The sequence below is a fragment of the Gordonia sp. LUNF6 genome, from assembly GCF_047041125.1.
GTDB classification, from domain to species: domain Bacteria; phylum Actinomycetota; class Actinomycetes; order Mycobacteriales; family Mycobacteriaceae; genus Gordonia; species Gordonia sihwensis.
The window spans coordinates 2049429-2074851 of sequence record NZ_CP178181.1; the positions used below are offsets into that span (position 1 = coordinate 2049429).

Annotated in this window: 21 protein-coding genes and 1 other annotated feature; of the genes, 11 read left to right on the forward strand and 10 right to left on the reverse strand. The window is 68.1% G+C overall.

Annotated elements, in window-relative coordinates; all coding sequences use genetic code 11:
* Nucleotides 1-5: 5 nt before the first annotated feature.
* Together ACK8HH_RS09570 and ACK8HH_RS09575 are read right to left on the reverse strand one after the other, a co-directional pair.
* On the reverse strand, nt 6-3338 hold the full coding sequence (locus tag ACK8HH_RS09570; protein ID WP_278127355.1) for an arabinosyltransferase domain-containing protein: 3333 nt from the start codon (nt 3336-3338) through the stop codon (nt 6-8).
* Nucleotides 3331-6591, reverse strand: coding sequence for an arabinosyltransferase domain-containing protein (locus ACK8HH_RS09575; RefSeq protein WP_278127356.1), 3261 nt, complete (start codon nt 6589-6591; stop codon nt 3331-3333). Before ACK8HH_RS09575 ends, ACK8HH_RS09570 begins: the two co-directional genes overlap by 8 nt.
* Nucleotides 6592-6800: 209 nt before the next feature.
* Between ACK8HH_RS09575 and ACK8HH_RS09580 the strand changes: the two genes are divergently transcribed.
* From ACK8HH_RS09580 to ACK8HH_RS09600, 5 genes are all read left to right on the forward strand, one after another.
* A complete protein-coding gene (locus tag ACK8HH_RS09580) occupies nt 6801-7637 on the forward strand; it encodes a mycofactocin-coupled SDR family oxidoreductase (RefSeq protein WP_045538204.1) in 837 nt (278 codons plus the stop codon).
* 42 nt (nt 7638-7679) lie between these two features.
* On the forward strand, nt 7680-8711 hold the full coding sequence (locus tag ACK8HH_RS09585) for an Atu2307/SP_0267 family LLM class monooxygenase (RefSeq protein ID WP_222111421.1): 1032 nt from the start codon (nt 7680-7682) through the stop codon (nt 8709-8711).
* 35 nt (nt 8712-8746) lie between these two features.
* Nucleotides 8747-10258 (forward strand): MFS transporter, encoded by a 1512-nt coding sequence (locus ACK8HH_RS09590; RefSeq protein ID WP_412475149.1) that lies wholly within the window; start codon nt 8747-8749, stop codon nt 10256-10258.
* A 125-nt stretch (nt 10259-10383) separates the two neighbouring features.
* On the forward strand, nt 10384-10986 hold the full coding sequence (locus tag ACK8HH_RS09595; RefSeq protein ID WP_039866831.1) for a TetR/AcrR family transcriptional regulator: 603 nt from the start codon (nt 10384-10386) through the stop codon (nt 10984-10986).
* Nucleotides 10987-11035: 49 nt separating this feature from the next.
* Entirely contained in the window at nt 11036-11407 is a 372-nt protein-coding gene (locus tag ACK8HH_RS09600; RefSeq protein ID WP_101841569.1) for a hypothetical protein, read from the forward strand.
* Nucleotides 11408-11438: 31 nt separating this feature from the next.
* On the opposite strand, the gene ACK8HH_RS09605 is transcribed toward ACK8HH_RS09600, so the two are convergent.
* The 3 genes from ACK8HH_RS09605 to aztA all read right to left on the reverse strand — a co-directional run bounded on the left by ACK8HH_RS09605 (nt 11439) and on the right by aztA (nt 14352).
* Entirely contained in the window at nt 11439-12557 is a 1119-nt protein-coding gene (locus tag ACK8HH_RS09605) for a linear amide C-N hydrolase (RefSeq protein WP_278127357.1), read from the reverse strand.
* 172 nt (nt 12558-12729) lie between these two features.
* Nucleotides 12730-13644 (reverse strand): homoserine O-acetyltransferase MetA, encoded by a 915-nt coding sequence (metA, locus tag ACK8HH_RS09610; RefSeq protein ID WP_045538208.1) that lies wholly within the window; start codon nt 13642-13644, stop codon nt 12730-12732.
* A gap of 75 nt (nt 13645-13719) precedes the next feature.
* Complete coding sequence (gene aztA, locus ACK8HH_RS09615; protein ID WP_278127358.1) at nt 13720-14352, reverse strand: zinc ABC transporter ATP-binding protein AztA; 633 nt, start codon at nt 14350-14352, stop codon at nt 13720-13722.
* Between the two features lie 48 nt (nt 14353-14400).
* On the opposite strand from aztA, the gene aztB reads away from it, so the two are divergent.
* Genes aztB through aztD form a run of 4 tightly spaced genes read left to right on the forward strand, consistent with a single transcriptional unit; the run spans nt 14401 to nt 18679 of the window.
* Entirely contained in the window at nt 14401-15258 is an 858-nt protein-coding gene (gene aztB / locus ACK8HH_RS09620; RefSeq protein ID WP_052692401.1) for a zinc ABC transporter permease AztB, read from the forward strand.
* Nucleotides 15259-15304: 46 nt separating this feature from the next.
* On the forward strand, nt 15305-16498 hold the full coding sequence (locus ACK8HH_RS09625; protein WP_045538210.1) for a hypothetical protein: 1194 nt from the start codon (nt 15305-15307) through the stop codon (nt 16496-16498).
* Entirely contained in the window at nt 16495-17427 is a 933-nt protein-coding gene (aztC, locus tag ACK8HH_RS09630) for a zinc ABC transporter substrate-binding protein AztC (RefSeq protein WP_278127359.1), read from the forward strand. The genes ACK8HH_RS09625 and aztC overlap by 4 nt, the downstream gene beginning before the upstream one ends.
* A 49-nt stretch (nt 17428-17476) precedes the next feature.
* Nucleotides 17477-18679: a zinc metallochaperone AztD gene (gene aztD, locus ACK8HH_RS09635; protein ID WP_412475150.1), complete on the forward strand. Its 1203-nt coding sequence runs from the start codon at nt 17477-17479 to the stop codon at nt 18677-18679.
* A 54-nt stretch (nt 18680-18733) separates the two neighbouring features.
* Here the strand turns inward: aztD and arsB are convergent, their stop codons facing one another.
* The 3 genes from arsB to ACK8HH_RS09650 all read right to left on the reverse strand — a co-directional run bounded on the left by arsB (nt 18734) and on the right by ACK8HH_RS09650 (nt 20825).
* A complete protein-coding gene (arsB, locus tag ACK8HH_RS09640) occupies nt 18734-19825 on the reverse strand; it encodes an ACR3 family arsenite efflux transporter (protein WP_039866870.1) in 1092 nt (363 codons plus the stop codon).
* Nucleotides 19822-20205, reverse strand: coding sequence for an ArsR/SmtB family transcription factor (locus tag ACK8HH_RS09645; RefSeq protein ID WP_045538211.1), 384 nt, complete (start codon nt 20203-20205; stop codon nt 19822-19824). The genes arsB and ACK8HH_RS09645 overlap by 4 nt, the downstream gene beginning before the upstream one ends.
* Before the next feature lie 77 nt (nt 20206-20282).
* Nucleotides 20283-20825 carry an AAA family ATPase gene (locus ACK8HH_RS09650; protein ID WP_062367861.1) on the reverse strand — a complete coding sequence of 181 codons (543 nt, stop codon included), beginning with the start codon at nt 20823-20825 and terminating at the stop codon, nt 20283-20285.
* Between the two features lie 131 nt (nt 20826-20956).
* Here ACK8HH_RS09650 and ACK8HH_RS09655 point away from each other — a divergent pair, with 131 nt between their 5' ends.
* Nucleotides 20957-22888, forward strand: coding sequence for an FUSC family protein (locus ACK8HH_RS09655; protein WP_278127360.1), 1932 nt, complete (start codon nt 20957-20959; stop codon nt 22886-22888).
* On the opposite strand, the gene ACK8HH_RS09660 is transcribed toward ACK8HH_RS09655, so the two are convergent.
* Nucleotides 22860-23420, reverse strand: coding sequence for a hypothetical protein (locus tag ACK8HH_RS09660; protein ID WP_231875765.1), 561 nt, complete (start codon nt 23418-23420; stop codon nt 22860-22862). The genes ACK8HH_RS09655 and ACK8HH_RS09660 overlap by 29 nt on opposite strands.
* Nucleotides 23421-23678: 258 nt before the next feature.
* Complete coding sequence (locus ACK8HH_RS09665; protein ID WP_009681069.1) at nt 23679-24146, reverse strand: GNAT family N-acetyltransferase; 468 nt, start codon at nt 24144-24146, stop codon at nt 23679-23681.
* Between the two features lie 48 nt (nt 24147-24194).
* On the opposite strand from ACK8HH_RS09665, the gene ACK8HH_RS09670 reads away from it, so the two are divergent.
* Nucleotides 24195-25417 (forward strand): IS3 family transposase gene (locus tag ACK8HH_RS09670; protein ID WP_085948520.1). Its coding sequence is split into 2 segments (ribosomal slippage): nt 24195-24474 and nt 24474-25417, totalling 1224 coding nucleotides; the frame shifts between segments, so codons are not numbered across the junction.
* Nucleotides 24464-24597: a sequence feature (AL1L pseudoknot), on the forward strand. Its footprint overlaps the gene before it by 134 nt.
* Nucleotides 25418-25423: the final 6 nt, after the last annotated feature.

Sequence of the window (25423 nt, forward strand, 5' to 3'; positions counted from 1 at the left end):
CCGATTCAGTTGCGGATCACCCGCATCGGCCCGGGAGTCCAGAGACCGGTGTGGTCCTCGTGGGTGACGGTGAGTTCGGCGTCGTGCTGCGGCAGGAGCGGGGTGAACCGCTGCAGTGAACCCCAGTCACGGCCCCAGTCGTTCTCGAGGTAGGCCGGGACCTCCGTCTGTCGCAGCTCGTTCTCGGTGATGCCCAGCGAGCCGCCGTAGTCGCCGGCCATCCACTGCGCCGAGTTCACCCGTTCACCGACCGCATCGGGGGTGATGCGCCACTTCGGCGTCTCGAGGATGCCGTGCACCACGCCGGCCGGGCGCTGGCAGGGGAACGCGAACGCGACTTCCCAGTCGAGCAGTACCGGATCATCGCTGCCGACGAGCGAATTGAGCGTCTGCAGTCGTGTGGCACGCGGTGGCGTGACGGCCAGCCAGGCATCGTAGCCCGGCGAGGTGTCCTCGGCGACGATCCGGACGACGGACGCGCCGGGAGGAATCTCGGCCATCGGGAACCGCAGGTTGCGCCACTGCGGTGCGCCGCCTGCGTCGTACGGTGTCAGGGACGCGACGGTTGCAACGGTGCCGTCCGGCTGCACCCGTCCGGCTTCGAGCCGCAGTTGCTGGCCCGGATGCCGGACCGCCAGTTCGTCGATCGACTCCACCGCACCCGCGGCCGACAGGGTGATCAGAGGCCGATCGTCGGAGCGTTCGGGCAGCTGGTACCAGTCCGAGGTCAGGCGGCCGGTCCCGGCGGGCGCACCGAAGCTCCCGAGCACCGGCACCCGCTGCGGGTCGAGACCGAAGGGCAGCTTCACCGACGAACCGTTGACACCACGGCTGACCGTGGTGCCGCCACTGGTGTCGGAGGTGGTGTCGGCGGTCGTCGAATCACCGGTGGTCGACTGCCCGGTCTGATCCTGGTCGACCGCTTGGGCGGGATGAGCGTCGGTGTCACTGCTGGACGTGTCGCTGTCGTCGGTCTCCAAGTGCGTCGGCACGCCGTCGGATGAGAACCCGGCCGGGGGCGTCGCTCCGCCCGCGAGGGCCTGGCCGGCGCTCGCGGGCCGCTGGCCGGCCAACTGCGCCGGCGCGAGAAGACCCGTGTTCGGATCGGCCTCCACCAGCACGGCGTCGGCGAGTGCGCACGGGCGCCCCTGCAGGGACGCGATGTTGGAACTCGCCCAGGTCCACGAATCCGATTGCGTCCTGGCCGCTTTGCCGAACGAGATCATGTTGAAGGCCAGGATCACCGCGGAGACGATCACGAGGGAGTACATCGGCAGGTCGGCCATACGGCTCGGCTCCGGGCGCCGGAAGGGTTCCGCGGCGTCGGCGAACTGTGCTCGGCCGTCGTCCCGGTAGTACTGCCACAGTCCGACGGCCGTCAGCAGTACGGCGACGGCGAAGATCGGCCAGAAGAAACCGATGCCGGCGATATGCGGCGTGTCGTCCGACCACGGGATGCCGTAGCTGCCCACATACCACCACTGGTTGCGGCCGGCGAAGGCCACCGCGAGCGCGTACGCCGACGCCGCGGCGAAGAACGTCCGGTTGCATGGGCGCCGAAGCACACTCGGTTTCAGGAAGGCGGTCGCGGCCGCGGCCAGCGGCCCGGCCAGGCAGGCGAAGATGCCCATCTGGTGGGTCGCCTTGGTCGGGACGAAGGCCAGCACCGCCACGGCGCCGCCGGTGACGGCCACGAGCCGCCACAGGGCCGCGGTCGCCACACCCGGCACGCTGTGCTTGCGGACGAGGACGAGGACGACGAGCAGCACCGACAGGATCGTCACGAAGATCCCGACCCGGCGCGCGATGGAGCCGTCGGGTGTCGGATTGAGCAGGATGTAGTACCGCATCGCCTCGGTCCACCAGTGATTGGTCGGACCCACGATGCCCTGAGCCTGCACGCCCTCGACGATCGTGGCGAGCGGCTGGTCGGCGAAGATCTCGTACAGGACGGCCAGACCCGCCGCCACAAGGGGCACCAGCATCGGCGCCAGCCCGTCGCGACGCCGCCGGTACAGCACCCGCTTGAGCATCGGCCGGAGCCCGGCCAGCAGCGCGACCGCCGCGACCGCGCCCACCGGGTGGATGGTCAGGGTGAAGGCGGCCGAAACGATCGCGAGACCGAAGGGGAGCAGTCGGCCGGTGGCGATCGCGCGTTCGACGAGCACCCAGGTCAGCAGGATGCCGACGGTGATCACCGGTTCCACGCGCAGGCCGTTGTTGAACGGCAGCCACACGGCGAGGAAGGCCAGGGCCGCGGCCCAGCGTGCGACACCGGAACCGGCGATCGTCCGACCCAGTCGCGGGATCGCCACGCGGCTGATCAGGAACCATCCGACGATCGCGAACAGGAACGGCAGCAGGCGCAGCCACGGGATCGCGGTGCTGACCTCCATCCATTTGGCCAGGTACTGGTAATGCCAGCCGAACGGGTCCTGGGGGACACCGAAGTACCGGTAATAGTTGTCGAGGTAACCCGCGCCGGGCGCCACGCGCCCGACCGTCACCTGATAGCCGTCGTCGGCGGTGTTGCCGCCGATCATCAGCCAGATCAGCAGCACCGCGGTGACGAATCCGTCGAGCACGGTCGGTCGCCACCAGCGCCGAGGCAGCAGTCGGCGCAGGCGTCGCCCGTCCCGGGCATCGAGCACGGCGAGTGCGATGAGAGACAGGATCGTCGCGACCACGCCGACGATCAGCAGGGTGCGTTTGAGCGGGGTGGGGCTGGTGCTGAACCGGGTGTCGACGGTGGAGCGGAAGCTCAGCCCGGCGGTGGGGGCGGTGGCCGGCAGGTCGGTGTACACGCCGATGATCTGCGGCCGCGCGTTCGGATCGCGGATGTCGAAGGCCGAGTCGGGGACCGTCAGTCCCTCGACGTCGCCGCGGGTGCCGGCGGTGTCGGCGTGCACGACGATGCGGCATTCAGGAGTGCGCTGCGCCTGCTCGCGCGGGATCGTCATCAGCACGGCGTTGCGCTGGGTGACCAGGAGGTTGTCGTGGGTGGCGCTGATGAACAGGCCCACCTTGCGCGCGTCGACACCGGATTTCGGCACGGTCGAGAGCAGCACGCCGCCGTCGGCCGGCAACAGCGATGCCAGCGAGCAGGGCACGGTCGCATCCATCGACACGGGGTTGTACGAGACGTTGGGCGCCGCGATGTTCGCCACGGTCGGCGCCGACGTCGACGACGTGGCTTGCGGCCAGGTGATCTCGGTCTTGGCGTACGTGACCGGCAGGAACGGCGACGCGAGGGCGAGCAGGATGCCGATGGCGCCGGCCACGACGGCGACGATCCGTGCGATGCGGACCGTCCGGGGGCTCGGTGTCCGATCACTCATCGGTACCTCCAGCCACGATTGTGCTCGGATTGCGCCAGCCGGCCTGCCGGACTGTCGCGGTGGTCAACGCAGCGGCCGGTGCATCCGGCACGAGCGGTTCGAGTCTCACGAGGTTGCCCCAGTCTCGGTACCAGTCGTTCTCCAGGTAGGTGGCCATCGTCGACGGCCTGGTCAGCGACTCCGACACCGACAGGATTCCGCCGGAGGACGCGGCCTGCCAGCTCTTCGACGTCGAATAGGTCGTGGTCCGGTCGGGTGTGATGCGCCATCGGGGAACGTCGTACACCCCGTCGCGCGCGGTCACCGGCTGCTGGCAGGGGAACTGACTGCCGACCGACAGGTCCAACAGCACCGGTTCCCGGCTGCCGACGACGTTCTGCAGGGTCTGCAGCCGCGGGGCACGCGGCGGGGTGATCGCCAGCCACTCGTCGGGACTCAGGTTCGAGTCGACGGCGACGATCCGCATCGCGGTCGCCGACGGCGGGATCGCGGCCATCGGGATCCGCAGGTTGCGCCACGGCCGGTTGGGGTGGTCGGGACCCGGATCGATGGGAACGAACGGCGCACCCACCGGGGTGAACTCCCCGTCGGTGTCGACGCCGAACTCGACATGCAGATCGCGGCCGGCGGTCACGGCCCCGTCCTGTCCCACGGAGAAGACCGAACCCGCCGTGGTGATGACGATCAGCGGAGACGTAGTCCGGTCGGGGAGCCGGTACCAGTCGGTGGTCAGTTCCGCCCGGCCGTTGTCGAAGCCGTAGCTGCCGAGCACCGGAGTGGTGGCCGGATCGAGACCGAAGGGCAGTGCCACGGTGCCGCCGTTCGCGGTCTCCGGACCGGTACCCCCGGTGGTACCCGCTGGAGCGCCGTCGCCGGAGTACGAGTGGCCGGGCGTCGCGGTGCGGAGGGTGCCGGCGCCGAGCCGGACCGGATCGGGTGTCAGATCGTCGGCGACGCCGTCGGGGGAGAACCCCGTCGACTCCCCGGCGAGCGCCCGCGACGCGTCGACGGCCCCGACCGGCTGCAGCATCCCGACGTTCGGATCCTTCTCGACGAGCACGCGGTCGGCCATCCCGCAGGCGCTCCCGGTCAGGGCGCGCGCGTTGGCGCTGAACGCCGTATAGGTGTCCGAGCGGCTCAGCGCAGCCTTGCCGAAGAGTGCGAACTCGGCGAGCACCAGCGCTGCGGCGATCAGCAGGACCGGCACCGCCGATACGATGCGGCGCCGGCGGACCGCTGCGGCCGACGGGGGACGTGCGGTGTGCGGCCGCACGCTGACCCAGACCAGCATGAGGAACGAGAGCGCGGTCAGCACGAGGAACAGCGTCGACACCGGTCGTCCGGCGAGGACGGGAGCCTTGTCGAACCACGGGATGCCGTAGTCGTACGACCATCCCCAGGCGTTGTCGCCGGCCGTCGCGACGGCACACGCGCCGACCAGCACGGTGACGTACGTCCAGAGGGTGCGCGGCGCATGCGCCGACACCCGGATCATCGCCGCGGTGGCGACGGCGGCACAGGCGGCGGCCAACCCGGCGAAGATCCCGAACTGGACGGTCCACTTCATGGGCACGAACGAGAGCAGACCCATCGTGAGGAGGACGCTGCCGATCAGTCGCCACACCGGGCCGCGTGCGAAGCCCGGCAGGCGGCCGCGCCGCATCATGACCGCGGTCGTCAACCCCAGTGTGGCGAGCAGGAGCAGCACCGGTACACGACGGGCGAGGGCACCGTCCGGGGTCCCCAGCGTGAGGAAGTAGTACCGCATCAACTCCTGGTACCAGGACAGCGTCGGGCCGACGACGTACCGGACCCGGATCGCCTCGACGACCGCGCCCAAGGTCTGGGTGCGGAAGACCAGGAAGCAGATGAGGGAGACGGCCGCGGCGACGGGCGCGAACAGCGGCAGCAGACCGTACTGCCCGCGCAGTGTCCGGACCACTCGCAGCATCGGCCGGGAGCCGACGATCAGAACGGCGACGGCGATGACGCCCTGCGGTCCGGTGGCGAGTGTCAGCAACGCGACGAACGTCGCGAGCGCCGCGGGCAGCAGCCTGCGTGTCGCGATCGACGTCTCGACCAGCCACCAGGTCGCGAGCGATCCTGCGACGATGATCGGCTCCGGCCGCAGGCCGCTGCAGAAGGCGATCCAGAACGCGACGAACACCGCGGCGGCGCTGAACACCGCCCACCGTGAGGATCGGATGGCGGCGCCCAGACGGGGTAGCAGGACGCGGCTGAGGATGAACCACGACACCAGCCCGGCCACCAGGCCCGGCAGACGCATCCAGACGCCCGCGGAACTCACCGTGGCCCAGTGGGAGAGGAAGGAGTAGTACCAGTCGAACGGCGCCTCGGGGACACCGAAGTAGCGATAGTAGTCGGACAGATACCCGGCGTCGGTCGCGTTGCGGCCCATCACCATCACGTAGCCGTCGTCGGCGGTGCCCGCTCCGAGGACGTGCCAGATCAGCAGGGCGGCGGTGACGGTGAGATCGGTGACGCTCGGTGCGACGAGCCTGCGGAGCGGTCGGCGCCCGGCGGTCGGCGCCCGGAAGCGCGACACGGCGTCGAGGCGGCTCAACGCGAACAGCGCCACCAGGGCGGCCAGAACACCGATGACGATGACCGCGGTCTTGAGCGCGGTTCGGGCGACGTCGAAGGCGTTGTCGACGTCGACGTGCACGGTCAGGCCCTGCTGTGCCCGTCGCACGGCGTCCCCGGACAGATCGGTGAAGACTCCGGCGACCGCCGGCCGGGTGGCGGGATCACCGTGCACCGGTGCGCCGGCGCCGACGAACTGAGCTCCCAAGGAGTCCTCCGACGCCCAGAAGCGCAGCTGCGAACAGTTGTTCAGGCCCGCGCGGTCGATGCTCGTCAACGCCGATCCGCGCACGTTGACCGTCGCACCGGAAGGACCGGACGTGACCACGAGGGCGGTGTCGCGGATGTCGCGCGGCGCCGAGGCGGGAACCGTCGACACGACGACCGCGGTGGAGCCCTCCGCCCCCGCCTCCCGGAGCACCCGGCAATTCACCGTGACGTCGAGCCGCCGGGCGGTCTGCGTCGCCAGGGGCGCCGTGACCGACGCATTGTCGGCGGAGATGCTCTGGCCCCGCGGCCAGTCGAACGACGATGTCCGCTCGGTGACCGGCAGGAACGGTGTGGCGATGGCAGCTACGAGGGCGACCAGACCCGCGACGGCGGCGATGACCGCGTACCCGCGCGCGGTCACCCTGTGTGAAGTACTCATCGGGAGTGAGGATAGGCGCTGTCTCTTAACCTTCACCAAGAGCCGCGCGGGGCAAGCCGCACCGGCGGTGCGGCCGAAGGCACTGTCGCGGGACGCGATCCCGCTCAGTGGGCGCACGGACTCGCCGCGACTGATAGATGTGGTGTGTCCTCTGGACAGACGAGTTTCGATCGACGATCCGGACGCACGTCCGGCGGCAAGGAGACGGCATGGACGACTTCAGCAATCGCGTGGCATTGGTGACCGGAGCCGCACGCGGTCAGGGACGTGCGCACGCGATCGCGTTCGCCGAACGGGGCGCGGACGTCGTCGTCTGCGATCGGTGTGCGGACAGCCCCGCGATCGCCTACCCGATGGGCACCGAGGAGGATCTCGCCGAGACGGTCCGACTGGTGGAGGCCACCGGGCGGCGATGCATCGCGGTGAAGGCGGACACCGCCGATCGCGCGGCGATGGAGGCGCTGGTCGCACGCGCCGAGAACGAGCTGGGCCGCGTCGACGTCGCAGTCGCCAACGCAGGCGTCTCCGGCACGTCGCCGATCACCGAGGCGTCCGCGGCCGTCTGGGAGGAGGTCATCGGCAGCAACCTGACCGGTGTGTACAACACGCTCGCCGCGGTAGCGCCCGGAATGATCGCGCGCGGCTACGGGCGCATCATCACCATCTCCTCGATGCTCGGTCGGAGCGCGGCACAGGGTCAGGCCGCGTACGGCGCGTCCAAATGGGGCGTCATCGGCATGACCAAGAGCGTGGCGCTCGATCTCGCCGCTCACGGGATCACGGTGAACGCCATTGCGCCGGGCAATATCTCGACGCCGATGGTGCACAACGACGCGCTGTACTCGGTGGTGCGGCCAGACCTGGACGCACCCACGCGCGCGGATGTGGAGCCGGTGATGGCGATGCTGCACGCGCAGCCGATCGCCTTCCTCGAACCCGAGGAGGTCACTCGCGCGGTCCTGTTCTTCGCCGCGGAGGCCAGCGCCCACATCACCGGCACCGTGCTTCCCGTCGACGCGGGCGCCGCCGCCCGGGTCTCGAGCTGACGTGCGGGAATCATTCGGTCCACGGTGATCGTTGACCCAACCGTGAACCACATCGAATTCGGCCTGGACACCTTCGGCGGAGTGACCCGCGACGCACACGGACAGCCGGTGCCCCACCCGCAGGTGATCCGTGATCTGGTGGACGATGCGGTGGTCGCCGATGCAGCGGGCCTGGACTTCTTCGGCGTCGGTGAACATCACCGGCCCGACTTCGCGGTGTCGAGTCCGGAGATGGTCCTGGCCGCCATCGCTTCGCGGACCGAACGGATCCGGCTGGGTTCGGCCGTGACGGTGCTGAGCTCCGACGATCCGGTCCGCGTCTTCGAGCGGTTCGCGACGCTCGACGCGGTCTCGAACGGCCGAGCCGAGATCGTCGCCGGCCGCGGGTCCTTCACCGAGTCGTTCCCGCTCTTCGGGTACGACCTCCGCGATTACGAGGTGCTGTTCGAGGAGAAGCTCGCCCTGCTCTCGGCGCTCTTGACCGAGGAGCCGGTGACCTGGTCGGGCAGCACCCGCGCCTCGCTGTCGGACCAGCGCGTTTACCCGGCCACCGCCCACGGCATCACCGCGTGGGTGGGCGTCGGCGGCAGTCCCGAATCGGTGGTCCGGACCGCACGATACGGCTTCGGGCTGTTCCTGGCGATCATCGGCGGACCCGCCGACCGCTTCGCCGGTTACGTCGACCTGTTCGAGCGCGCGCAGGATCAGTTCGGCGTTCCGCGCAGGCCGGTGGCGGTCCACTCGCCGGGGCTGATCGCCGATACGGACGAAGCGGCCCGGAATCTGGTGCGCGACGGCTGGTTCGAGATGCGGGAACGGATGGGGCGTGAGCGGGGATGGCCGCCGCCGGCCGCGGGCGACTTCGAGCGCGAGATCGAGACCGGATCGCTGTACGTCGGCTCCCCCGAGACGGTCGCAGAGAAGATCGCGGCGACTGTTCACACGTTGAAGGTCGACCGCTTCGACCTCAAATACGACCAACCGGTCACCCACGACGACCAGCAGGAGTCCATCCGGCTGTACGGCGAGAAGGTGGTGCCCGCGGTGCGTAGGATTCTGGCTGACCTTGCCTGAGATTGCACGATAGCGACGACGAATCGAGCGACCCGATGTCAGTGCCCGCAGCCGAACCCGTCACCGAACCCGATCCCCGCCGCTGGAAGGCCCTGGTCTTCATCTGTCTCGCACAGTTGATGGTGGTTCTCGACGGCACGGTGGTCAACATCGCCCTGCCCGATGCCAAGCGGGATCTCGGAATCAGCACCGCGAACCAGCAGTGGGTGATCACCGCGTACGCCCTCGCCTTCGGCGGACTGCTGTTGTTCGGCGGCCGCGTGGCGGACATGTGGGGCCGCCGCCGGGCGCTGATGATCGGCCTGGTCGGATTCGCCTGCGCATCCGCGGTCGGCGGCGCGGCGGTCAATGAGGCGATGCTCTTCGCCGCGCGAGCCGTGCAGGGGGCCTTCGGAGCCCTGCTGGCGCCCGCGGCGCTCTCCCTCCTGACCGTGATGTTCACGCAACCGAAGGAACGTGCACGCGCGTTCGGCGTCTTCGGCGCGATCGCCGGCGGCGGCGCCGCCGTCGGCCTGCTCCTCGGCGGCCTGCTGACGCAGGTGCTCGACTGGCGCTGGACGATGTACATCAACGTCGCGATCGCGGCCGTCGCGCTGCTCGGCGCGGTCTTCGAAATCAAGGAGCCGCCGAGGAGCACCGACCACGTCGTCAAGCTCGACGTGCTCGGCGTGGTGCTGGGCGGCTCCGGGCTGGCGCTGGTGGTGTACGGCTTCAGCCGGGCCGCGGAGAAGGGCTGGGCCGACGGCGGGACGCTGACCTGTCTGGTGGCGGCGGTGGTGCTGCTCGCTCTGTTCGTAGGCTGGCAGTGGAGGTACTCGTATCCGCTGCTTCCGCTGCGCGTGGTCGCAGACCGTTCGCGCGGCGGCGCGTACCTGACCGTCGCGCTGTCCGTGATCGCGATGTTCGGATCGTTCCTGTTCCTGACCCTCTACATGCAGACTGTGCATCACTACACTCCGCTGAGTGCCGGGTTCGCGTTCCTGCCCATGGTGATCGGCATGCTCATCGGGTCCACGCAGGTGGCGGCCCGCTTGATCACCCGCGTCCCGCCGCGGTATCTGCTGGTGCCCGGCGCCTTGCTCGGGTCGTGCGCCATGCTGATCCTCGCGCAGGTCTCGGCCGACGCCACCCGATACTGGAGCGTGATCTTCCCCGGTCTGATCATTCTCGGCTTCGGCATGGGAACGGTGTTCATGACGTCGATGAACCTGGCGACCTTCGGAGTCGCACCGTACGACGCGGGTGTCGCTTCGGCGATGGTGAACACCTCGCAGCAGGTCGGCGGCGCCGTCGGGACTGCGTTGCTGAACACGATCGCCGCGAACGCGGCCGCGCGCTACATCACCGATCACCGGGACTCGGTCCGCGGCCCCGCGGACATTCCTCATTTCCAGGCTCTCGCCATGGTGCACGGCGACAGTGTCGGTTTCTATGTCGCGGCCGCCATCCTCGCGTTCGTGGCAGTCGTGGCGGGATTGCTGATCAACGTCCGACACCCGCTCGGGCTGAACACCGCGAGTCCGGAACCGGCCGCCGCACCGGTCTGAGCGGGCCGCAGGGCCGCAGCCGACTTGGAATCGATTCCACCGTTGGAAGTCGATAGGGTGGGTCCGTGACTCCCAGTGGCGTACGGAAGCAGTCGGCGTCGAAGCCGGGGGACGGGCAGGCGCCGATGACGCGTACCCAGCGGCGCGCCGCGGCGACGCGTCAGGCGATCGTCGACGCCGCGCGCGAACTCGTCGCCACCCGCGGCACCGATGCGCTGACGCTCGATGCGGTCTCCGAAAGCGCGGACGTCGCAGTCCAGACCATCTACAACAGGGTCGGCGGGCGGTCGGCGTTGCTCACGGCGGTGGCTGAGCAGGCGATGAGGGAGAGCCGGGTCTACATGGACGCCGCCTACGACGCGGAGGGGACCGCAGAGGAACGCCTCCTGCTGGCGGCCGCCGCCTACGCCAAGTTCGCCAGGGAACGGCCGCACGAGTTTCGCATCCTTGTGGAGCCGCCCGACGAGCCGGACGCCGTCGCCCACATCGCGGAGCTGACGGGGGAGCAGAACGCCAAGCTCGCGGCGACCATCCGCGCGGGCATGGCCGACGGCAGCGCCCGCTCCGATCTCGATCCGGACGATCTGGCGACAGCCTTCTGGGCCACCCTCAACGGACTGCTGGCACTGGCCTGGCGCCCCGGGGCGCTGCGTGCCGACCACGATCGGCTCGACCGATTGCTCGCGACGTACATCGCCACCGTCGCCGACGGGCTTCGCTCGCGCTGAGCGACCGGCGCGGCGTACGCTGATAGGCCCGAGCAGCCAGGAGACGACGATGTCGATGCGCCCCAGCCCCACTGTCGTTCGGACCGCTGTCGTTCGGACCGCCGCGATCGCGGCGGGGATCGGAGCCATGGCGCTCTTCGGCTCCGCCGGCCAGGCGGCCGCGGACGTCGCTCCGGGCTCCTACACGTCAACGACCTCGTCGTCCGGGATCGTCCTTCTGCAACGTGATGCCCGCGTCGAGGGCGATCAACTGGTACTCATCGGGCGGTACCCGATTCATCGGACTGCCACCGGCGGCTATGTCGACCTCTTCCCGGGACATCGCGTCATTCTCAACAGCGACGGTCACGGCGGCTACCGGGGCCCGGCCTATTTCGGCGGCACCGTCATCGGCGCGATCACTCTCACGCCCCACCGCTGACCGGACACAACCAGGGGGTTCGTCGAGATTCCTACTCTGAGGCGATGAACTCGGCGATCTTCGCCTCCACCTTCTCCTGGATCCGCTCCGCCCGCGTCTCCGCCGACTTGAGCGGATCGATGGTCTTCGTAGCCTCCGCTACGAGTTCGCCGATCAGCTCACTCTGCTTCACCGAGACGAGGTGAAACTTGCGGTGCTTCTTGAACTTCTTGGTGACGTTGCCGGAGAGGCCGTGTTCCACTTCGAGGTGGTCGACCAGGTTCAGCTTCCACTCACCCGAACCCTCACTGAAGTCGAGCTCCGCCAGATCGACCCAGACGGTGTTCGGCCGCGTGGTCGATTCGAAGACATAGCGGAGATTGGTCAGATCGATCACCACCTGCCAGAGGGTGGTGGAGGCGTCCGGCTTCCCCGGCTCGGGGTTCCGGAAGGGTTGCGCACAGTTCCGGATGATGCTGCCCATCGCGGCGACGGCTTCCAGCCGCGAGGACGGCCGCGGCTGATTCCGCACGTAGTACAGGGCACGTGCGAAGCGGTCCTCGGCGCGGCAGGTACCGGGGATCGGATCCTCACCGCCGAGTCCCTCGTACTTCTCGACGAGCTCGAGTTGCCGGTCGTACGACGGCGAGTTCGTCATCACCCAGTAATCCCTGCTGTGGAAGACGTTCAGCTTCCCGTCGATGTACTCGAAGATCACCGAGTCGCCGTCGGCGTCGTCGAGCGCGAGGTGGATCGCGGGCTTGCTGCCTCCGGTCGGGTCGGCCATCGGAACCACCTGGGGGTCGTTGGCCCGGGTCCACTCGACGGCCTCGGCCACGGTGGCGAAGTTGTCCAGGTAGTACTGCATCCACACGGACATGGCGAGCTGCGGGCGCGCCGGATCGGGCGTGCCGTAATCCGACTCCGCCAGCCACAGGACGTGTCCGGCCAGACCCTTCTCGTTGACCCCGTCGGCGGAGATGATGTCGTACACTCCGGCGACCACGCTGCCGTACTTCGCGGTCCACGAGAGGCCTCCGCCGACCCGGTCGTCGCGCTTCACACCGCGGGGGAGCTTCCAGAGGTTGGTGTGCAGATCGCGCGCGAAGTCCATGTTGCGTCCGACGACCACCGAACCACCCGCGTCCGGCCACATAACACGTGTACACATACGTCAATCGCTTTCGTCGCAGTTCAGGCGCGGTGAGCAGTGGGCTCAGGCGTCACTGTCAGCCTAAGGTGCCCCCGCGGGGTCCGCGTCGCGCAAGGCCGTGGCGGCACGGATCAGTCCGGTTTCTGCACGGAGCGGAGCCCCTGCGCCGAAGTCGGCGATCGATCGGGTCTCAGACGCCGTTCGGATCGAACGGCGTCTCCTGGTAGACGCAGTAGTTGAGCCAGTTGGTGTACAGGAGGTGACCGTGTCCGCGCCAGCGGTTGAGCGGGAGCGCGGTCGGGTCGTCGCCCGGGAAGTAATGTGCGGGCACCGCGACGTCGCTCTGCTGGTCACTGTCGCGCCGATACTCGCGGGCCAGCGTGTCCGCGTCGTACTCGGGATGCCCGGTGACGAAGACCTCGCGGCCGTCGGGAGTGGCCGCCAGGAAGACGCCTGCCTCGTCGCTCACGGCCAGCACCTCGACCGCACCGGTCGCCTCGATGTCACGGGCGTGGACATCGGTGTGCCGGGAATGCGGGGCCAGGAACTCCTCGTCGAAACCTGTGACGAGCGGCGACTTCGCGCCGGTGAGGCGATGGGTGAACACGCCGGAGATCTTCTGGCGCACTTCGTACTTGCCGACCCCGTAGTGCCGGTAGAGCGCAGCCTGCGCGCCCCAGCAGATGTGCAGCGTCGACTGCACGTTGCTGCGTGTCCAATCCAGGATTCTGGTCATCTCGGGCCAGTAGTCGACGTCCTCGAAGTCGAGCCTCTCGATCGGGGCCCCGGTGACGATCAATCCGTCGAAGTGCTTGTCTGCCACATCGTCGAAGGTCGAATAGAACGACTCGAGATGACCGGGCGGCGTGTTCCGCGAGACGTGGCTGGACATGTGCAGCAAGGTGATCTCGACCTGCAGCGGGCTGTTGCTCAGCAGTCTCAGCAACTGTGTCTCGGTCGCGACCTTCATCGGCATCAGATTCAAGATCGCGATCCGCATCGGGCGGATGTCCTGATGCCCCGCGCGCTCGTCGGACATGACGAAGACCTTCTCCGCCTCCAGGACGGCCCGGGCGGGGAGATCGTGCGGCACTGTGACGGGCATAGCCGATAAGTCTAGTCTGGATGCCCGTGGCGCGCCCCGGACCGGTGCGGGAGCCGACCGCGCCGGCCCCGACGGTCATCGCGACATCGACGGGCTCGCGAGCTCGATGACCGTGTCGGCGAATCGAATCTCGTCGCGATCATGCGACGCCACGACCACCGTCTTACCGGCGTCCGCGTGTTCCCGCAGCAGGGTGCAGAGGAGCTCTCGCGTCCCGGCGTCCAGCGCCGTCGAGGGCTCGTCGAGGAGATAGAGATCAGCCGGCTGAACCAGCGTCTGCGCGATCAACACCCGCTGGCGCTGCCCACCCGAGAGGTCGCGCATCCGGGACTCCCGCAACGGCGTCATGCCGACTCGTTCGATCATCTCCTCTGCCGCGCGCCGCTCACGCCGTGCCGTCGGGCGCCAGCACGGAACCTGTCCGAAGGTCCCGATTCGCACGCAGTCCCGGACGGTCAACGGCAGGCCGTCGATGTGCTCGCTGCGCTGTGTCAGCAGAGCGGGGCGTCGCGGTCGGGGCGTGATCTCGCCGGCGTCCGGTGTGCGCACTCCGGCGATCAGCTCCAGCAGCGTGCTCTTGCCCGTGCCGTTGGCGCCGACGAGGGCGGTGACCGCCCCCGGCTGCAGAGTCGTCGTCAGATTCTCGAGGACCGTCGTCGCGCCATATCTGAAGCTCAGCCCACGCACGGTGTAGCCGGTGGCAGTCAATCGGGACCCCTTCGAGTTAATGACATTGATAACCGTTACTGTTAACGCGTGATCCCAACGATACTGGAGCCGTTCTCGGTCGCGTTCATGGCGCGCGCGCTGTGGGCCGGCGTGGTGCTGTCGGCGCTGTGCGCACTCGTCGGGGTGTGGGTGATCGCCCGCGGCATGACCTTCCTCGGCGAGGCGATGGGACACGCCATGCTTCCCGGGGTCGCGGTCGCGGCGCTGACGGGGGTCGACCTGATCGTCGGCGCGGCGGCGAGCGCGGTGGTGATGGTGCTCGGGGTCGAGTCCATGCGCACCCACCGCGACTTCGGCCGGGACACGAGCATCGGCTTGCTGTTCGTCGGACTGCTGGCGGTCGGGGTCATCATCGTCTCGCACTCCTCGTCGTTCGCGACCGACCTGACCGGCTTCCTATTCGGTGACGTGCTGGCCGTCGACGACGGCGACCTCGTGCGGCTGTGCGTACTCGTCGCGGCGGTCCTGGCGGTGACAACGCTGTCCTACCGGGGATTCCTCGCGGTGACCTTCGATGTCCGCAAGGCGCGCACGCTCGGTCTGCGGCCGACCGCGACCAATCTGCTGATGGTCCTGACACTCGCCGTCGCGATGGCGGGCGCCTTCAGCGTGGTCGGCACCCTGCTGGCCTTCGGCATGCTGGTGGCGCCGTCGGCGTCCGCACTGCTGATCGTGCGCCGGGTTCCCGCGGCCATGCTCGTGGCGTTCGGATTCGGCGCCCTCGCCACTTTCGTCGGGCTGCTCGTCTCCTGGCATCGGGCCACGGCGGCCGGTGCCACCATCGCCGCGACCGCGGTCGTCCTGTTCTTCCTCACCCTCGCACTCCGCACCATCGGACGCGCGGTGCTGCGGCGTGCCCGTGGCATCGCCGACCCGACGACATGAAAGGCGAACACTTTTGCCCAATCGAACGCGAACAGTCCGAACAGCGATGACGGCGCTCGCGACGTCGACTGTCATCCTGGCCGCCGGCTGCGGCGCCGACGAACCGGCTCCGCAGAACGGGTCAGCCGGCAGCGACCGCCCGCACGGCTACGTCGAAGGAGCCAAAGAGAAGTCCGAACCCCAGATCGCGCTCGCCGTCGCCGCCCGGAACGGGAAGAAGCTGAGCTTCCTCGACCCGGCGGAGGAGAGCACCGTGACGGTGGACCTGACCACGGAGGCGCAGCGCCTGGACGAGGACGGCCGTTTCGTCTACGTGATCGACGGCGACACCCTGGAAGTGGTGGACAGCGGCGGCTGGACCGTCGATCACGGCGATCACGTTCACTACTACCGGGCGACGACCGAGCCGCTCGGCACGCTGACCGTGCCCGCGGCCGTCACGACCGTGTCGGGAGCGGACGAGATCACCGCGGTGGGCGCGCGCGGAGGCTCGGTGACCGTGCTGGACCGGCGGGGTCTGGAGAACGGTTCGGCCCCGCGCCCGATCTCGACCATCGACACCCGCAGCAGTGCGGGTTTCGCCGTGCCCTACGCAGATGGCCTGGTGCTGGGCTTGGGCGACGGTCCGGACCGCCCCGCCTCAAGAGTCGTCTTCACCGATCGGGACGGAAATCCCCGCCGACCGGCCCAGCCCTGCGTCGACCCGCAGGGCCCGGCGCTGCTGCGCAACGCGGTCGCGGTGTCCTGCGCCGAGGCGATCATCCTCTTCACCGACAGGGGCGGCGAGGTCGCCGCACAGGTACTCGACTACGGACGCAGGGGACCGCGGGCGGGTGCGTTCGGCGTTCGGCCACGCAGCAACCGGGCCGTCGCGGCCACCGCGGCCGGCTCGTGGCTGCTCGACTCCTCGGCAGGGTCGCTTCGGTGGGTGCCCTCGGCCGACCGGCTGTCCGCCGCTCTGGCCCCGGGGCGCGACGAGACGCTGATCGTGCTCACCGACGACGGTGAACTGCGCACCCTGGCCGTCGACCCCGCAACCGGCGCCGGGCGGCCGGTCGCGACGGCCGGTGCGTCTGCGGGCATGGCCGGGAAGGTGCTGACCGCCGACACCGGCCGGGCGTACCTCTCCGAGCCCACGGCCCGAGCCGTTCACGAGTTCGACTACGGCGACTCCCTGCGCAGGACACGCACCCTCCCGGTCGACGTCGAGCCCGAGCTCATGGTCGAGGTCGGTCGATGACGCCGCCGCGTCGCCTCGTGGCGACACTGCTCGCAGCGGTGATCGGGACCCTGCTCGGGACAGTGGCGCTCACCGGCTGCGGCATCGCGCACGACGACCAGCCGCAGGTGGTGGCGACCACCAACATTCTGGGTGACGTCGTCGGTCGGCTGGTGGGTGATCAGGCGACGGTGATGACCCTGATGAAGCCGAACGCGGACCCGCATTCGTTCGCCGTCTCGGCCCGCGAGGCGGGCGCCATGCGCAATGCGGACCTGATCGTCTACAACGGGCTGGGCCTGGAAGAAGGCATCGAGCATCATGTGCGCGCCGCGCACGGCGACGGGGTCCCGATCGTCGAAGCCGGCGGGGCCGCCCGACCGATCACGTTCCGCACCGGTGAGACCTCCGGAGCCGCGGACCCGCACTTCTGGACCGACCCGACCCGGATGCGCGACGCGGTCCGTGCCGTCTCGCACCGGCTCGCGGAGATCGATGGCGTCGACCGGGCCCGGCTGAGCGCGAACACCGAGGCGTATCTCTCGGAGCTGAACGATCTGGACGAGTGGATGCGCGGGCTCTTCGCGGCGATTCCCCAGGATCGCCGCAAGCTGGTGACGAATCACCACGTATTCGGCTATCTCGCTGATCGCTACGGCTTCGAGGTGATCGGCGCCGTCGTGCCGAGCGGTACCACCCTCGCGTCGCCGAGCAGCTCCGACCTGGCATCGCTCGCGACGGCCATCCGGACCACCGCGGTGTCGGCGATCTTCGTCGACACGTCCCAGCCCGACCGCCTCGCGAAGGCCCTCGCAGCCGAGACCCGGACGGCGGTCGCCATCGTTCCGCTGTACTCGGAGTCTCTCGACGAGCGGGGCACCGAGGCAGACAGCTACATCGCCATGATGCGAACCAACGCTTCTCGTATCAGTTCAGGTCTGTCGCGTTGACCCGTCCCGGGCCTCGACGGACACCCATGTGAATGAAAGGTGACAGTGAATGATGCTCAGCAACCGAGAGTGGGTGCGGCACAGCAGGGTAGTGCTCACGCTGGCGGCCGCGGCCGCCCTCACGATGACCGCGTGCTCGTCGGCCGATGACGAGTCGGCGTCGTCGAGCACGCCTCCCGACGGAACCGAAGTCGCCGAACCGATCGCCGTCACCTACGACGGAGGCATCGCGCTCCTCGACGGCACCAGCCTCGACGTGGTGAGCAAGGTTCCGATGGACGGATTCACTCGCGTCAATCCGGCGGGAGACGACGACCATCTCATCGTCTCCGACGAGAAGGGGTTCACGGTGATGGACGCCTCCCATGCCGAATTGACCGATCTCGTCTATCCCGGGGAGAAGCCGGGTCACGTCGTGCTGCACGGCGGTAAGACCGTGCTGTTCACCGACTCCACGGGGTCGGCGCTCTCGTTCGATCCGCACGAACTGTCGGACGGCGCACCGACCACACGCGAATACACGAGTGCGAGTCCGCATCACGGCGTCGCCGTGGAACTCACCGACGGGACTATCGTCGCCTCGGTGGGCGACGAGGAGAACCGGCGCGGAGCGCGGGCCGTCGACGCGCAGGGCAGACAGATCGCTCACAGTGATCAGTGCCCGGGAGTCCACGGCGAGGCGGTGGCGTCCGGGGAGGTGGTCGGGCTCGGCTGCAAGGACGGGGTCCTCCTGTTCAAGAACGCCGCGTTCGTGAAGGTGCCCTCCGTCGATCCGGAGTACGGCGCCACGTCCACTCAGGTCGGCAGCGACGCGTCGCCGGTGCTCGTCGGCGACTACAAGACCGACCCGGATGCCGAGCGCGAATTCCCCACGCAGTTCGCTCTGATCGATACCGCTGCCCAGAAGCAGCGGTTGGTCCAGATGCCGGGCGGCGCCAGTTACAGCTTCCGCTCGCTCGGCCGTGGACCCGGCGGCGAAGCTCTGATCCTGGGCACCGACGGACATCTGCATGTCTTCGACGTCGTCTCCGGCGCGAACGTCAAGTCGATTCCGGTCGTCGGCAAGTGGCAGGAACCGATGGACTGGCAGGAGCCGCGGCCGTCCCTGTTCGTCCGTGACGACACCGCCTATGTGACCGATCCCGCGACGAAGACGATCAAGCGGGTGTCGTTGTCCACCGGCACGGTGAGTGCCGAGGCGTCGCTCGACGTGACACCGAACGAGATCAGCGGAACCCTCCACAAGCACTGACCGTGGTGTGAGGCTCGGCGCCCCGGCTGTTCCGGTCTCGGAACAGCCGGGGCCTCAAGCGTTTTCGGCTTCGTCTCCGTCCCCGGGAGCGTCGGCGGCGAACCGTCTGCGCAGTGCGAGAGACACGTACACGAGCGCGACGAGGACCGGGACCTCGATCAGCGGGCCGACGACGCCCGCAAGAGCTTGGCCCGATGTGGCGCCGTACGTGCCGATGGCCACCGCGATGGCGAGCTCGAAATTGTTGCCTGCCGCGGTGAAGGCCAGAGTGGTGGTCCGCGCGTACCCCAGTCGCATGGCCGCGCCGAGAAGGTAGCCGCCGCCCCACATGATCGCGAAGTAGGCCAGCAGCGGCAGGGCGATCCGAGCGACGTCCCACGGCTTGGAGGTGATCTGGTCGCCTTGGAGGGCGAAGAGGATCACGATCGTGAACAGCAGACCGTAGAGAGCCCACGGTCCGGCCTTCGGGAGAAAGGACTCCTCGTACCACTGACGACCTCGTCGGCGTTCGCCGATCCGGCGAGAGAGGTAGCCGGCCACCAGCGGGATGCCGAGGAATACCAGAACCGATTGAGCGATCTGCCACGGCGAGCTGTCGATTCGCGTCTGCGGCAGTCCGAGCCAGCCGGGTAGGACCGACAGATAGAACCAACCGAGCACAGCGAACATGACCACTTGGAACACCGAGTTGATCGCGACCAGGACCGCGGCGGCTTCGCGGTCGCCGCACGCGAGGTCGTTCCAGATGATCACCATGGCGATGCAGCGCGCCAGGCCGACGATGATCAGGCCGGTGCGGTATTCGGGGAGGTCGGGCAGCATCAGCCACGCGAGGGCGAACATCAACGCCGGCCCGGCCACCCAGTTGAGGAGCAGCGAGGCGACGAGGAGCTTGCGATCGCCGGTCACGGTGTCGAGCCGGTCGTAGCGGACCTTGGCCAGCACCGGATACATCATGATCAGCAGTCCGACAGCGATCGGCAGGGACACGCCGTCGATCTGTATCTTCTCGATAACCGTGCCGAGCCCCGGGACCGCGCGGCCGAGCAACAACCCCGCGGCCATGGCCGCCCCGATCCAGATCGGCAGAAAGCGATCGAGTCCGGAGAGCCGTGCGGCCACCGGTTCCGTAGAGGTGCCGGTCATGACGCGCACGGGGTGCCGGTGGGCTGGTCCACCGGAGAGAGGACCGCGGTAAGCGTCGCCAGCGCTTCGGGGACGACGCGGTAGTACACCCAGGAGGCGCGGCGCTCGGATGCCACGAGGCCGGCCGCCTTGAGCACCTTGAGGTGATGCGAGATCGTCGGCTGCGCGACATCGACGGCGGGGGAGATGTCACAGACGCACGCTTCGCCGCCGGCGTGGCTGGCGATCAAGCTGAAGAGGCGCAACCGTATCGGGTCGGCGAGCGCCTTGAACACCGACGACACCTCGCCGGCGTCCTCGACGCAAAGCGGCTCGCGGACGAGAGGGGAGCACCGCTGCATCGTTCCGGTCCCGACGGCGGCCGTTGACTGATTCGACATACTTCGATATTGACGTCCATCGATACTGTGGGCAAGTCGGGTGAGCGCTCCCCGGAAGCTCCGGCCGGGCCGACCGATCAACCACGCAGACCGAGCTCAGCGAGAATCAACTCGGCGCGCTCGGCGACGCCCACTTTCGGCAGGACGGTGACGCTGTAACCGAGTTCGTCGTACCTGCGCAGTAGACGGCCGTATTCACTGACTGCCTCGTCGAGCCCCAACTGCCGTTCGTCGTCCGCTGCGTACAGCTCTGGCCATGGCGGTGTCATGAACACCCGCGCGTGATAGCTCTGCAACTCCTCGATCGAACACGCTGATCGGCCCGCGTAGTGACGCAACGCGGTGTCGGCGTCGACCAGCCCGCGATCGAAGAAGGTCCACCGGTCGGCGACGACGTCCTCGCGATCCCAGCGCGCGAGGTCGATGCACGCTCGCGCGAACCGGTCTGCGTCCTCCCACGGCAAGGCGTGCCCGCCGGTGCGGAGTTCTTGCCGGACGATTCGGCGACCGGGCTCGTCGACTGTGCGGTATCCGTGAGCCGCCAGATGCTCGAGCACGGTGGATTTGCCTCCACCCGAGCACCCCGACAGAACCACTGCGCGCGATTGACGGCCGTACATGTCTTCTCCTCTGCTCTGAATTCGCTTGGACTTCGTCTCGGCACGGAACGGAGTCCGCCATGGCACTGAAGGGTCTGACACCACCGATAGAGTCAGTTCACACCCCGTGCTGCTCGGCACAAGGAGTCCCGGTGCTGTCCCCGATGCGTTCGCTCGCCGACGATCCTCGATGGTCCTGGATGCGCGAAACCGTACGCGTTCGTCCGGCGGAATTCCCCGTGGGACATGCGATCCGGTCCGGAGCGGCGGTCGGCGTGCCGTTCATCGTCGGAGCGCTCACCGACCACATCGTCACCGGGATGTGGATCGGTCTGGCCTGTCTGCTTCTCGCAGCGGGCGAGCGCGAAGGAACCTACCGGCTGAACTTCACGATCATCGCGGTATCGACACCGATCGCGGCGGCCGGATACATCCTCGGATACTCGCAGGACATGCCACTCGTCGCGCTCGCCGTCCTCATGGCGATGCTCGCACTCCTGATGGGTCTGCTGGCAGGACTCGGGCCTGCTTTCTCGGTGGGCGGAATGCAGTTCTTGCTCACCTCTTCGATCGCGATCGGTGTCGACGGGATTCACAATTGGTGGGTGCCGCTGGGGCTGTACTGCGCCGGCGCAGCGCTCTATGCCGTACTGCTCGGGCTGGAGGCGCTGATCGTCCCAGACCGACCGCAGCGCAAAGGGCTACAACCGCTCTTGGAAGCTCTGGCGGAACTCGCCCGGGCTCGGCACGGCGATCTGCTGGTCGGGGGCGCGCAGACCACGGATGCACGTATCCGCACCGACGCCGCCTACTATGCCGCGCGTGACCGACTTGCGGAACTCCCGCTGCGCCGGCGCACGAGGTGGTGGTCGCTCACTGACGACGTCCTCGACGCAGCGGAGGGGGTTCAGGCTCTTCTGGTCGGCGAAGAGGACCCGGACGTCGCGGAGGCCGCTGCGCGACGCCTCGAAGCGTTTGCCGACGGCATCACCCGCCACGAGTCGATCTCGACACCGGTGCCGGTGCGCACCGACGGCGCGTCGGCGCTCACGCTGCGCATCGACCGGTTGCAGGACGCGCTGACCGCACCGCAGCGCACAGAGGCGCGTCGCCCGGTCACGCCGGTCTCGGCGACGATCGATTCCGAGGTGATCCGCGCTGCGGTCAGGCTGGCACTGTGCTTCGGTATCGCCGTCGGGGCCAAGTGGTACTTCCCGTTCAGTCACTGGTTCTGGGTGCCGCTGACGGTCTGTCTCGTGATGAAACCGGACTTCGGTTCGGTGTTCTCGCGCGCGATCCTGCGTATCATCGGGACTCTCATCGGTGCCGGCGTTGCCACCGTGATCATCGTGCTGGTACCGAAGGGCGTCGGCTTCGGCATCGCCATCCTGCTGATCTCCGTGTTCATTCCGTGGCTGATGATGCGCTCGTACTCTCTACAGGCAGTCGCCATCACGCCGGTGGTGATTCTTCTCGTCGCCGCGATCACTCCCGCAGAACAGGACAACTACTCTGCACAACGCATCGCGGCGACCGCCATCGGCGGAGCTGTTGTCATCGTCTTCGGCTACCTTCTCTGGCCGCACTCCAGGAGAGTGTGGGTGCACCAGGTCTTCGCCGAAGCGATGGGATCCATCGCGACCGAACTGACCTATGCCGGAACTCCGATTCCGCGTGACGATGCGGGTCCTGTCGGACGACGGCACGACGGCGTTGTCCGTGCTCGACGTGCGGCCGCCGCCTCGCTCACCGAGCTGAGCGCTCGGCTCCACCGAGCGCTGGCTGAGCCACCGCCGAGCGACGCCGTGGCCGCGGCCTGGTTGCCGGCCGTCGATGCGGCGCAGCAGTTGGCCGACGAGGTCGCCCGGTACGCCGCCGACAGGCTCTCCAACCGTGCGCCGGCGAATCCCGACGGTGCACGCGATGTCGCCGACGCCGTCCGAGCCGCCGGGCGGATCCCAGAACAGGGGAGCGACCCCCGCGCCAGTGCTGTCGATCAGCAGAATCTGCGTACAGGCGACGGTCTGGGTGCGATTGTCGACAGACTCGCTGAAGTCATGGGGCTGGTTCCGCACGGACGCTGACCCGGTCGCTGTCCGTCATGAGACGTTCGTCTAAGTCGCACGATGCTCGGTCATCGAGAGACACCCGTGCAATCGGGAACGCGATCGCGGCGATCACGAGCAGTCCTGAACACGCTCGGGGCGACAGTCTCGTGTGCCACAACATCATTCCGAGTAGCAGGAGTGCGAGCGGGAACGTCGGTCCCGCCAGTAGGAACATCACCGTACCAGCCGCCGGGTAGCCGTCGAATGCCGCGAGAGCGGATGCGTCGTCGACTCCGAACACGTCCTCGAAGAACCCCTGCAACCCGAACGCGACTGTCCCGAACATGCCGATCAGCACCAGCAGGAGCCACAGTCCGGCCGCCAGAGGAAGTCGCGAGCGTACCCGGTCGTACTGGCCGATGAGTCCGAACACCCACGGCACCGTCGACACTGCGATCAGCATGCCGCCCACCGCGCCGTAGTGTCCGTCCTTCCAGAATGCCGGCGACAGTGCGAACAGTGCCGGCCCGATAACCAGCCCGAGGTCGTTCAATCGGGACACCCGCATGCGGCCAGCGTAGCCGCCATGGGCGTTGTGCAAGCGGGCATCGCGTGGCTTGATGGACCAGCCGTCGTACGACCTCCCGAAAGAAGATGGGCAGGAGGGTATTAGAGGTCCACTCGGCTTCGAAGTCCGACCCGTAAGTGCCAAGCCGGATGTTGACTCGTGTCGTATGGGCTGCCGGATTCTACTGGATACCCTGCGTATCACTTCGATGCGTATTGCTGTGGTTGGTGCGCTCGAAATTGCGCGTATCCGGCGATGTTAGGCGTTGCTGCGGCGTTCGATGAGGACGACGTCTCGCCAGTGGCCGTTGTGTTGGCCGATGCGTTCTCGTGTTCCGACGGTGCGGAATCCGTGGGCGTGGTGCAGTGCGAGGCTGGCGTGGTTCTCGGGGAAGATTCCTGTTTCGATGGTCCACACTCCTGCGGTTTCGGTGGAGTCGATGAGCGCTTGTAGGAGTGCGGTGCCGACGCCCTTGCCGGAGTGGTTGGGGTCGACGTACACACTGTGTTCGATGACGCCGGTGTAGACGCACAGGCTCGATGCCGGTGATGCGGCGATCCATCCGGTGACGTTGCCGTTGGGGTCGAGGGCAACGAATCGGTGGTCGGGTAGGTGATCGCGGTCGAAGTCGGGCCAGGTTGGGGCGGCGGTCGCGAAGGTTGCGTTGCCGGTGTCGATGCCGGCTTGGTAGATCGCGAGGACTTGGGGTCCGTGTTCGGGCGCCATTGAAGCGCCCTGGGTTCCGTTCCGAGTCTCAGCAAGGAGAATCGGAGTATGCCCAAGAAGTTCAGTCCAGAGCTGCGTGAGCGTGCCGTGCGCATGGTCTACGACCGCCAAGCCCGCGAGGGCGGCCCTCGCGCAGCATCGATCCGTGCCGTCGCGCCGCAGCTCGGTGTCGGCACAGAGACGCTGCGGATCTGGTGCAATCGCTACGGCGCCACCGAGCCGGTCGGACCGGGAGAGCCGCTCGAGGAGGAGAATCGCCGTCTCCGGCGGGAGCTCGCCGAGGCGCGACGTGCGAACGAGATCCTGAAGGCCGCCTCAGCGTTTTTCGCAGCGGAACTCGACCGCCCCACGACGAAATGATCGCGTTCGTCGACATGCATCGCGAGAAGTTCGGGGTCGAGGCCATCTGCCGCATCCTCAGTGCGACAGAATGTGGGTTCATCACCTCCCGCGGATACCGCGCTGCCAAGAACAGGCCGGCCTCCGCTCGCAGCGTTCGGGACGAGATGCTGGCGGAGGAGGTGCAGCGGATTCATCAGGCGAACTACAGCGTCTATGGGGTCCGGAAGATGTGGCACGCAATGCGCCACGCAGGATGGAACGTCGGTCGCGACCAGGTCGCGAGGCTGATGAAGATCGCCGGCCTGCAGGGCGTTCGCCGAGGTCGAAAGCCCGTCACCACCTGCTCCGCAGACGGAGATGACCAGCGCCCGGACCTCGTTGAACGGCGGTTCGTCGCGGATCGACCGCAGCAGCTTTGGGTCGCCGACATCACCTACGTCCGGATGCTCTCCGGGTTCTGCTACGTCGCATTCGTTACCGATGTCTTCAGTCGCAGAATTGTCGGCTGGGCGGTCGCGCCCACGCTCCACACGGAGTCTCTGCCATTGCTCGCACTGGAGCATGCACTGCAGTCCACCGGGGTGAGCAGGAACGAAAGCGGATTGATCCACCATTCCGACAGGGGTAGTCAATACGTTTCGCTCGCCTATTCGGACGCTCTGCTCGCCGCGGGAGTTACGGCTTCAGTAGGTACCGTCGGCGATAGCTACGATAACGCGCTGGCCGAGACAGTGAACGGCCTATACAAGGCGGAGTTGATCTACTCCAAGCGGATCTGGGAGTCAGTCAGCGAGGTTGAGCTCGCCACGATGGGCTGGGTCCACTGGTGGAACACCTCCCGGCTCCACGAAGCTCTCGGCTACCGCACCCCGGCGAACGTCGAAGCGACCTACACTCACACCACGACGACCGCGCCCGCGACCGTGTAACCACGG